This window comes from Edaphobacter sp., assembly GCF_035763405.1.
Classification (GTDB): domain Bacteria; phylum Acidobacteriota; class Terriglobia; order Terriglobales; family Acidobacteriaceae; genus Edaphobacter.
This window is the reverse complement of record NZ_DASUBE010000156.1, coordinates 1-9,982: the sequence shown is the minus strand read 5'-3', so window position 1 is coordinate 9,982 and position 9,982 is coordinate 1. Positions and strand designations below refer to the sequence as shown.

General features: G+C 61.3%; 9 protein-coding genes. 4 read left to right on the top strand and 5 right to left on the bottom strand.

Annotated elements, in window-relative coordinates; all coding sequences use genetic code 11:
* The 3 genes from VFU66_RS14595 to fabF form a co-directional block, all read left to right on the top strand.
* A partial coding sequence (locus tag VFU66_RS14595) for a DNA recombination protein RmuC (protein ID WP_326446998.1) occupies positions 1–888 on the top strand: 888 nt, incomplete at its 5' end.
* 139 nt (positions 889–1,027) lie between these two features.
* Positions 1,028–1,273, top strand: coding sequence for an acyl carrier protein (locus VFU66_RS14590; protein WP_188759583.1), 246 nt, complete (start codon positions 1,028–1,030; stop codon positions 1,271–1,273).
* Between the two features lie 3 nt (positions 1,274–1,276).
* Positions 1,277–2,527 (top strand): beta-ketoacyl-ACP synthase II, encoded by a 1,251-nt coding sequence (gene fabF, locus VFU66_RS14585; protein WP_326446997.1) that lies wholly within the window; start codon positions 1,277–1,279, stop codon positions 2,525–2,527.
* 173 nt (positions 2,528–2,700) lie between these two features.
* Here fabF and VFU66_RS14580 read toward each other — a convergent pair whose 3' ends face one another.
* The 5 genes from VFU66_RS14580 to VFU66_RS14560 all read right to left on the bottom strand — a co-directional run bounded on the left by VFU66_RS14580 (position 2,701) and on the right by VFU66_RS14560 (position 8,031).
* The gene (locus tag VFU66_RS14580) at positions 2,701–3,927 is read right to left on the bottom strand and encodes a doubled CXXCH domain-containing protein (RefSeq protein WP_326446996.1); all 1,227 of its coding nucleotides are present in this window, start codon (positions 3,925–3,927) and stop codon (positions 2,701–2,703) included.
* Positions 3,928–4,035: 108 nt separating this feature from the next.
* The gene (locus VFU66_RS14575) at positions 4,036–4,788 is read right to left on the bottom strand and encodes a YIP1 family protein (RefSeq protein WP_326446995.1); all 753 of its coding nucleotides are present in this window, start codon (positions 4,786–4,788) and stop codon (positions 4,036–4,038) included.
* 331 nt (positions 4,789–5,119) lie between these two features.
* On the bottom strand, positions 5,120–5,608 hold the full coding sequence (locus VFU66_RS14570; RefSeq protein ID WP_326446994.1) for an acyl-CoA carboxylase biotin carboxyl carrier protein subunit: 489 nt from the start codon (positions 5,606–5,608) through the stop codon (positions 5,120–5,122).
* Positions 5,605–7,095 carry an acetyl-CoA carboxylase biotin carboxylase subunit gene (accC, locus tag VFU66_RS14565; RefSeq protein ID WP_326446993.1) on the bottom strand — a complete coding sequence of 497 codons (1,491 nt, stop codon included), beginning with the start codon at positions 7,093–7,095 and terminating at the stop codon, positions 5,605–5,607. Before accC ends, VFU66_RS14570 begins: the two co-directional genes overlap by 4 nt.
* A gap of 114 nt (positions 7,096–7,209) precedes the next feature.
* Positions 7,210–8,031, bottom strand: coding sequence for a tetratricopeptide repeat protein (locus VFU66_RS14560; protein ID WP_326446992.1), 822 nt, complete (start codon positions 8,029–8,031; stop codon positions 7,210–7,212).
* A gap of 340 nt (positions 8,032–8,371) precedes the next feature.
* On the opposite strand from VFU66_RS14560, the gene VFU66_RS14555 reads away from it, so the two are divergent.
* Complete coding sequence (locus tag VFU66_RS14555) at positions 8,372–9,646, top strand: ABC transporter permease (protein WP_326446991.1); 1,275 nt, start codon at positions 8,372–8,374, stop codon at positions 9,644–9,646.
* Positions 9,647–9,982: the final 336 nt, after the last annotated feature.

The window sequence follows — 9,982 nt, the reverse complement described above, 5'->3', positions numbered from 1 at the left end:
AAGCTGCAATCGACGCTCCAGACACGCCTGACGGAGTCCTTTGGCGCGGTCAGCGACCAGTTGATGAAGGTCCACACCGGTCTCGGCGAAATGACGCTGCTCACCTCCGGCGTCAACGACCTGAACCGCATCTTCTCGAACGTGAAATCGCGTGGCGGCGTCGCTGAGGTACAGCTTGGCCGCCTGCTCGAACAGGTCCTTGCTCCTTCACAGTATCTCCATAACGCGCAGGTCAAGCCCGGAACCCAGGAGGTCGTCGAGTATGCCGTCCGCTTTCCCGGCGCCGCGGGTGAGACCCTGCTGCCGATCGACGCCAAGTTTCCCCGCGAAGACTGGGAGCGGCTGGAGTCGGCGCTCGAATCCGGCGTTCAGGAAGAGATCGCCGCGACAGGCAGAGCCTTTGAAGCGGCCATCCGCACCCAGGCCAAACTCATTTGCAGCAAGTACATCAACCAGCCCGTCACCACGCCCCACGCCATCATGTTTCTGCCCACGGAAAGCCTCTACGCGGAGGTGGTGCGCCGCGACGGCCTTCAGGCTGATCTTCAGCGCACCTGCCACGTCACCATCGCCGGGCCCAGCACCCTCTCGGCCATCCTCATCAGCTTTCAGATGGGCTTCCATATGCTCAACCTCCAGAAGAAAGGCGACGAAGTCTGGAAGGTCCTGGCCTCGACCCGCACCGAGTTCGACAAGTTCGGCGACCTGATGACCTCCATGGAGAAGCAGGTCGGCACCGTGCAGAACACCATCCAAAAGCTCGGCGTCCGCACCCGCGCCATCCATCGCACACTCCGCGATGTCAGCGAAACAGACGGAGCCCCCGGCAACGTTCTCAGCTTCGACGGCATAACTCCGGCCATCGCGGCCTCCGCCGATGAAGAGTAAAAATCCCTTTCTACTGCCGATTCCCACAGCCCGCTACTTGCTTTACACTCTCCAAGGCGCTCAGTATGCTTGAGGTTGGTGTGTTCGAGCGGCAGCTTTACCCAAAGGATTTGATTTCAGACGTAAACAGGAGAACGACATGGCAGCAGTAGATGAAAAGGTAAAACAGATTATCGTCGAGCAGCTTCAGGTGGATGAGGCTGAAGTCACCCCCGGAGCCAGCTTTCAGGAGGACCTCGGGGCCGACTCGCTCGACGTGGTCGAGCTTGTCATGCAGTTCGAAGAGGCCTTCGACATCCAGATTCCCGACGAGGATGCCGAGAAGATCAAGACCGTCAAGGACGCCATCGACTACATCGAAAAGCACCAGAAGGCGGCCAAATAACGTATGGAGCAGCGTCGTGTCGTCGTAACGGGCCTCGGTCTCATCTGTGGCGTGGGTAAGACCGCGCCGGAGGTGTGGGCAGGCCTCATGGCCGGCAAAAGCGGCATGGCCGAGATCAAGGCATTCGATCTCACCGGCCACCCCACGCGCTTCGCGGCCGAGGTCAAGGACTTCGACCCCTTGCAGTTCGTGGATAAAAAAGAGGCCCGCAAGATGGGCCGCTTCATCCATTTCGCCCTGGCCGCCTCGGCCGAGGCGATGGCCCACTCCGGCCTCAAGGTGGATGAGAGCAACCACGACCGCGTCGGCGTCCACATCGGCTCCGGCATCGGCGGCTTCGACGTCATCGAGCGCGAACACTCGAACCTGCTCGCTGGCGGCCCGCGCAAGGTGTCGCCCTTCTTCATCCCCGGCTCCATCATCAACCTGGCCGCCGGTCACGTCTCCATCAAATACGGAGCGCGCGGCCCCAACGAGGCCACCGCGACCGCCTGCACCACCAGCGCCCACTCCATCGGCGACGCCTTCCGCATCATCCAGCGCGACGACGCCGACGCCATGATCGCCGGAGGAGCCGAGGCATCCATTACGCCGCTCGGTGTGGCAGGCTTTGCCTCCATGCGCGCGCTCTCCACGCGCAACGACGACCCCGAACACGCCAGCCGCCCCTTCGACAAGGACCGCGACGGCTTCGTCATCGGCGAAGGCGCCGGCATCCTCATCCTCGAAGAGCTTGAGTTCGCCAAGGCCCGCGGCGCGAAGATTCTCGCCGAAGTCGTCGGCTACGGCCTCTCCGCCGACGCCTTCCATATGACCGGCATGTCGCCCGAAGGCGAAGGCTGCGCCCGCTCCATGCGCCACGCCCTCAAGGTCGCCGGCATTTCGCCGGACACCATCGACTACGTGAACGCCCACGCCACCTCGACGCCGCTCGGCGACGCACTTGAGTCGCAGGCCATCGAGACCGTCTTCGGCGAACGCGCGAAGAACCACACGCTACTGGTCAGCTCCACCAAGTCGATGACCGGCCACCTGCTCGGCGGTGCGGGCGGGCTCGAAGCAGGTATCACCATCATGGCCATGCAAAACCAGATCGCTCCGCCAACGATGAACATCGTCGAACTCGACCCCGCGTGCCGCCTCAACTACGTCCCCAACAAGCCTCAGTCGGCAAAGATCGACTACGCTCTGTCGAACTCCTTCGGCTTCGGCGGCACCAACGGCTCGCTCATCTTCAGGCGCTGGACGGAATAAAGCAGGGATCAGGGCTTAGGGATCAGCCAACACTGAGAGTCAGTACCTTTCTGTCTGTCATTCTGAGCGCAGCAGCCTGCCCTGAGCGAAGTCGAATGGGAAGAATCCCCGCATTTCGTCCCTCGCGGCGCCATGCTTCGCTTGGGTAAAAGCCATGGTCCGACGAACCCCACCTACTCCAAAGGCTGGGCCATCCGCCACGGCGAGACGCTGTTCCACGTCTTCAACTGCGCGACGGCCCAGGCATTGCTCTTGTCCGTGTGGCACAGCGTACATGGGTTGGGCACGCCTGATTCCTCCGTCAGCGCCGGAGTAATGAACCGGAACGTATGGCTCGCCACATAGTTCCCCGCAATCGTCTGCTCGATCAGCGGCATGTGACAGGCGACACACTCGCTGCCCTTGCTTCCCTCCGCGTGATGTGTGTGTTCGCTCACCGTCCCCTTCAGGCCCGCCGGATTGTTCATATCGGGCGCATGGCACCGCAGGCAAAGCGCGTTACCTGCTTCTTTCAGGTTCGCCGGGTTCGCGTCGCTATGCACATCGTGGCAGTCGAAGCAGCGTAGCTCACGGTGGTACATCACGCTCTGGATGAAGTCGTTGCCCTGCATCCGATTCTTGTGCGCCGTCATGTCCGCGTACTGAAAGAAGTTCGTCGTTCCGGGCTTCAGCTCTTCGAGCCTCCAGTAATCGGCCAGCCGCTCGCCCACCGTAAACCCAACCGGCCAGTCGTAGTACTTGCCGCCGAAGGTCTCCGTCAGTGTCCTGCCCTGGCTGTGGCACTGAATGCAGGTATCGTTCGCGCGGACATAGTCCAGCCTGTCCGGGTTCACGATGTTTTCTTTTGTCGGATGCGCGACATGCTCGCTGCCCGGCCCGTGGCATTTTTCGCAACCAACGTTCCATTCGACGGGCTGCTTCGTTTCGATGTTGTAGCCAACCGAGTGGCACCCGTCGCACAGCGGCCCCGTCGGGCGCTCGAAGTTACTCGCGCCATAGTAGGGCACCCACCAGTCCGCGCCAGCCTCAACATGATACGGGAGCCACTTCTTCTTCGCCACGTCCCACTGCGCGGGCTCCACGTAGTAGGTATCGCCGATCTTGGTGAAGTACCTCTGCTTCCACTTGCTCCCATAAACGAATGCAACGTCTTTGAGGCTGAACGTCACCAGCGGATTTGCATGAGTAAAGTCCGCGAGCACCGCCTCCGGATGCACCTTCGGATCGCGCACCACGTTGGCCATCCGCGTCTGCCGCCACCCTGCATACAACCCCGCATGACAAGGCTTACAACTGGCCGATCCGACGTAATGGGCCTTCGCGGCTTGCGGCTGCGCAGAACATTGCCCAGACGCCGCAGCGAAAACAATCGCGATGCACGTCCCGAGAAGCCGTCTCATCAGGACCTCCCAATCGAACTCCTCGCTAGTGTGCTGAGCCATTAGTTGTTTCGTTTTACGAGGGCCAAAGGCCCGTCCTATGCTTCACCAAATTAATGACTCACTACACTAGCTCATCAACGCGGCGAACGCAGTCTTCACCACAACGAGCAGCGCCCACCAGCCGATGATGATCGCCGCGGCCGTCGAGCGTTTGACCTTCGCCACAATCGACGTGCCGATAATCAGCAGCGCCATGAACCAGAACACCAGCAGGTCGAAGGAGCCGAGCAGCGACTTGAGCCAGTGCGCCGAGTCCCCGCCAAGGAAGTAGCCCAGATTCGTGCCGATCGGGTCCTGCACGTTGAAGTTGTCCCCTCCGGTAGCGACCAGCATGATGATGATCAACACCGCCCCCACCAGCCCGGTCAGCCCGGCATAGATCCACACGGCGAACATCTCGGAAAAGCCCGTCTTCGCCCCGGCCAGAAAGTTGAAGCTGCCCCACAGCACCAGCGCAGCGATCGCTGCAAAGATAAGACCAATCGCCCAATACCCATACGAGATGCCTTCGGTAATCGCCGTTCCGATCCTCATCTGAGCGGCGCGCTGGTCCGGCGTCTTGGCATCGAACTGCTCCTGCTGCGAAGGATTCTGCGCCAGGCTCATCTGATACATCTGACTGAAGCCGACCTTCTTCTGCATCGTCCAGGCCGTTGCCAGCGAAAAGATGATCGACAGCACAATCGGCAGCCACACGCTCCGGTTGCGCAAAATATCGGTAAAAGTCTTGCTCGGGGCGATGAAGGTGTCCACCACCCGCTCCACCTGACTCAATCCTGTTCCCGCTGCCTGCTCGCCCACAATCGCGTCATCGCTCATACGTTCAACCTCTCTCCGGGGATTTGCGTGCGACCTGTCTGTGCTTGCCGTGTTGAAGGATTGTATCGTCCACAGACTGGTGCCCGAAAGCAATTTTTATAGCTGTTTTTCTGAATGTGATAGTCCCGGCGACTCCTTCATCCCCAAAGTAGTCCCCGCTTTTTGCTGTCATTCCCTTTGCTGTCATTCCCGAAGGGAATCTGCGATTCCAGTCTTTTTGTTTGTCCTTCCCGAAGGGACTCTGCGTTTCGTTTTTGCATTTGCTTTTCTTGTTGTCATTCCCGAAGGGAATCTGCGTTTCGCATCTGCCCGCACCTCTATGGAAAAGGCCCTATTCCACGACCGCCAGCACGTCTCCCGAGCCGACCGTGTCTCCCGCCGCAACCCCAATGCGCGCCACGCGCCCGGCCTTGGGCGACTTCAGCTCATTCTGCATCTTCATCGCCTCGATCACGACCACGCCCTGCCCCTCCGCTACCGCATCGCCAACAGCCACCAGCACGCGCACCACGCGCCCCGGCATGGGAGCCTTCACCGCGCGCGGGCCCTCTGCTCCACCGCCTGCGCCGCGCCGTCCCTGTAGCGAGCGCGGATCGTCCACCGTGAACCCATACCGCCGGTTGCCAATCCACACGCCGTCGCCATCCAGAACACACCGGTACTGCCGCCCTTCCACCACCAGCGACATCACGCCTGCTTCGAGCATCCGCGCGTCCACACGCATAGTCCGCCCGTCCACCACGCAGTCAACCGCGCCTGTGGCCAAGGCAGGCAGTTCCACCCTCCGCTTCTTCCCTGCAATCTCTAGCCAGACCGTCACCCGCTCAGTCCCTCCTGCCGCCCCGCCACAACCCATCGGCTTTGTTGCGCAGCCCCACCGGCAACAACGCGCTCCTTCACCATCGTCGCAAAGAGTGCAACCGCCACTGCCGCTACGTCTTCGGGCACGTGTTCGCCAACTTCAGCAGGACTGCCGAGCAGCCGCTCCAGATACCCCGTATCAATTCGTGCCGCGCGAAAGTCCGGGTCAGTCAGAATCCGCCGGAACAGCGAAATGTTCGTCTTGATCCCGCCAATCACATACTCGTCGAGCGCGCGCAGCATCCTGTCAATCGCCGCCTCGCGCGTCGGCGCGAACGCCACCAGCTTCGAGAGCATCGGGTCATAGTCAAGCGGCACCGTCCACCCCGCATACACCGCGCAGTCCTCGCGGATGCCCGGCCCGCCCGGCTGCACCAGCCGCGTAATCAGCCCCGGCGATGGGAAGAAGTTGTTCTCCGGGTCTTCGGCATAGATCCTGCATTCAACCGCGTGCCCGCGCAGGCGGATGTCTTCCTGCCTTACGCCGAGCGGCTCGCCCATCGCCACACGAAGCTGCATCTCAACCAGGTCAAGCCCCGTAACCATCTCCGTCACCGGATGCTCCACCTGCAACCGCGTATTCATCTCCAGAAAGTAAAAGTTCCGCGCATCATCGACCAGAAATTCAATCGTGCCCGCGTTCACATATCCGGCAGAGAGCGCCAGCCGCACCGCCGCCTCGCCCATCCTGCGCCGCAGATCATCATCCACCACCGCCGACGGAGCCTCTTCAATCACCTTCTGGTGTCGCCGCTGCACCGAGCACTCCCGCTCGCCCAGATACACGCAGTTGCCATGCATGTCGGCCATCACCTGAATCTCGATGTGCCGCGGCCGCTCGATCAGCTTCTCCAGATAGACCTCGCCCGAACCGAAGCTGCGCTCCGCCTCGCTCGATGCCGCACGAAACGCCGAGGCCATATCCTCCGTCCGCGTCACCGCGCGCATTCCCTTGCCGCCGCCGCCCGCCGCCGCCTTCAGCATCACGGGATAGCCAATCTCTCCAGCGACGTGCACTGCCTCATCCACATCCGCCAGCCCCGTCACCGACCCCGGCACGCGAGGCATCTTTGCCCGGTCCGCCGCCTGCCGCGCGCGTGTCTTCGACCCCAGCTCCCGCATCGCGCTCGCCGGAGGGCCAATGAAGGTGACTCCCGCCGCCGCGCACGCCTCCGCAAAGTCCGCATTCTCCGAAAGAAACCCATACCCCGGATGCACAGCGTCCACCCCAGCTCGCCGTGCAATCTCCAGAATCAGGTCGCCGCGCAGATAACTCTCGGTCGCCGGAGCCGGCCCCAGCCGGTACGCCTCCTCCGCGTGGAGCACGTGCAGCGCAGCCCGGTCCGCATCCGAGTACACCGCCACCGTCGCCAACCCCATCTCCCGACAGGCACTAATCACCCTGAGCGCAATCTCGCCGCGATTGGCGATCAGCACCTTCTTCATCGTTGGCCGCCTCGGTTTTCGTCCGCAGTCATCATGCAACGCAAGCGGCCATTCTACCCAAAAGAAAAGACCTCCCGCACTGGGAGGTCTCTTCCGAAGCAATGGAACCAGGGCCTACTGCATGGTCACGCCGCCCTGGGCCGCCTTTTCTTTCTTCAACTCGTTGGCCTTGCGAGCGCCCATGGCCTTCTGCACCCACATATCCACCTGCGCCATATCAGCCTTACGAGCATCAGGGTCGGTGCAGTCGAGATCGGCCTTGCGGCGATAAGTCAACTGCAGATACTGCATCGCATCGTCGTAGGTCGGGTTGATCTCAACGGCCTTGTTCAGATATTGCAAGCCTTCCGTCACCAGATCGGTGTTGGCAGCCTGAATCTTCTGACAAGCGCCTTTGCTCATCTTGGGATTGCCGTCGCCCGCGTCGGTAATGCCGTCGGCCGCCAGAATGGCAACGGCGCTCTTATAAGCCTGTAGCCAGTCCACCACGCCCACCGTGTAGTACGCTTCGGCGTCGTTCGGCGCCAGAGCAATCACCTTCTTCTGGTACTCCTTCGCCACCTCGAACTTCTTAATGTTGAAGTTGATCGAGGCAATCTGCTTGAGAGCCGTCACATCGTTGGGGTCCTTAGCCAGCACGGCGTTGAAGCCGTCGAGCGCCTTCTGCGCAACCGCCAGGTTCTCCGGTGTGTCCAGGTTCGGCACGACCTGATAGGAGTACGCCGTAGCCAGATAGAGCTTCGCGTCTTCGTAGTTCGGATCCAGCTTGATCGAGTTCTGGAAGTGGTTGACGGCTTCTTCGTATTGCGCGTTCTTGAACGCCTGCACGCCTTTGGTCAACTGGTCCCGCGCCTTCAGGCGATTGCACCCGGTAACAGTAGTAAGCAGCAGCGCCACCATCGCGGCGCTCACCGGAATTCGTAGGTTAACTTTCATTGGGCGAATCATCTCCTTCAATCTGGCGCGGGGACTTCCTCAGGCGCTTTGCCGCCTGAAGACCTGGGTCACAGCTTTCCGCTTGATTGTAATGGTATACGAATTTGCATGGCCAGAGGACTCCATATTCCCGACAACCGTTTTTCTTTCCCTGCCGACCGAAAACCTCAATGACGGCTATCCCGAACCAAGGCTGCATACTAAGCGCACTTGTCCAATCCACGCAAGCCCGGCCCCGGGCCATCGGAGCCACCTGCGGGGCCCGTTACTCCCAAGGTGAGCGCCCCTTCCCGCATCGCCACAACCCCCGAAGGCGTCTAATCTATATCTAAGAACAGCCATGGCCACCGCCCAGCTATCCAAAGCGAGTTCCTTCGAGCGCACCCTGGCCAGCGCGCGCTCCACCATGCTCTTCAGCGAGGTCGTCCGCCTCGCCGTCGATAGCTTCCGCGCCAGCAAGACCCGCTTTCTGCTCACCATGCTCGGCATGGTCATCGGCTCGGCCTCCATCATTCTGGTTGCCACGCTCGGGCTCACCGGCAAGCAGTACGCGCTCGACCAGCTCACCAGCCTCGGCCCCAACAAGATCGAATTGCAATACGGCGGCGGAAACATCTCCGGCCCAAACAACACCTCGACGCCCGACTATCTCACGCTCGACGACATGAACTACGTGGTGGCGAATGTTCCCGGCATCGTCGCCTGGTCGCCCATGCTGGAGTATCACGACAACGTGAGCGTAGGGGGCGGCGTCACCCGCTCCACCATGCTGCTCGGCGTCTCGCCCCAATACCGTATCGTTCGTGACCTCGTCGTTCTTTCAGGACGCTTCTTCGACGATCAGGACGCGCTTGGCCATGAGAAGGTCGCCGATATTGTCGAGCCTTTCGCCACCGAGCTTTATGGCAGCCCGCAGGCAGCCGTCGGCAAAACCATCAGCATTAAAGGCATTCCGTTCACCATCATCGGAGTCTTCCGGGAGAGCCTCGACACCCACGGCTTGTCCGAGATCAGCAGTCACACCATGCTGGTCCCCTATCCGGTCTTGCGCTACTTCACCGGAACGGACACCCTCAAGGAAATCTTCTTCACCATGCGCGACTCCAACATGGTTGTCCCGGCCACCAGCCATATTCTCGACATCATCCGCTCACGACACTACGCCGGCTCGGTGTACAGCGCGCAGACCCTCACCGACCTGCTCAGCAGCATGGCCAGGATCGCCGACATGCTCACACTCGTCCTCACCCTCGCCGCCGGCATCACGCTCATCGTCTCCGGCGTCGGCATCATGAACAGCATGTTGGCCAACGTGCAGGCGCGTCTCAAGGAGATCGGCATCCGCAAGGCGCTCGGTGCCACCAGCAACGAGATACGATTGCAGTTCCTCACCGAAGCCGTCTTCCTCTCGCTCAGCGGAGGTCTCATCGGCACCGTGGTCGGCCTTGCCCTGCCCTTGACTCTGGGCTTCCTGACACCGTTCCAGATACCCATCAGCGCCTGGTCGGCCGTCATTGCGCTGGCCACCTCCGTGCTGGTCGGAGTCCTCTTCGGCACACTCCCCGCCAACCGCGCCGCCCGCCTCGACCCCGTCCAGACCCTCAAATACGAGTAACCTCCCACTCACCCAACGACCTTGGATATAAGCCGAAGGTCGCCTAGTTTATCCGCCCCCAAAACCCACGTCATCTCGACCGGAGGCGGCGTCTTCTGCACCGCCACAAACATACGTCATCTCGACCGGAGGCGGGGTCTTTTGCCGCCGGAGTGGAGAGATCCCCGTATTCCGCCCTTCCACCCCTCCCAACCCTGTCAACCCCCCAAAGACCCTAACCCACTCACCCCAAGTCACTTACCCGTGGCGGGATTACCCCTCCCAACCTGCTAGCCTTTAATTAATGGATCTGGCACATCGATAGCCGTTTCCCCGGAGGTATAGCCCCATGACCTC

Bases quoted from the DNA above. Each gene is read 5' to 3' on its own strand.
- VFU66_RS14590 (WP_188759583.1), top strand. From the start codon at position 1,028: ATGGCAGCAGTAGATGAAAAGGTAAAACAGATTATCGTCGAGCAGCTT.
- fabF (WP_326446997.1), top strand. From the start codon at position 1,277: ATGGAGCAGCGTCGTGTCGTCGTAACGGGCCTCGGTCTCATCTGTGGC.
- VFU66_RS14580 (WP_326446996.1), bottom strand. From the start codon at position 3,927: ATGAGACGGCTTCTCGGGACGTGCATCGCGATTGTTTTCGCTGCGGCG.
- VFU66_RS14575 (WP_326446995.1), bottom strand. From the start codon at position 4,788: ATGAGCGATGACGCGATTGTGGGCGAGCAGGCAGCGGGAACAGGATTG.
- accC (WP_326446993.1), bottom strand. From the start codon at position 7,095: ATGAAGAAGGTGCTGATCGCCAATCGCGGCGAGATTGCGCTCAGGGTG.
- VFU66_RS14560 (WP_326446992.1), bottom strand. From the start codon at position 8,031: ATGAAAGTTAACCTACGAATTCCGGTGAGCGCCGCGATGGTGGCGCTG.
- VFU66_RS14555 (WP_326446991.1), top strand. From the start codon at position 8,372: ATGGCCACCGCCCAGCTATCCAAAGCGAGTTCCTTCGAGCGCACCCTG.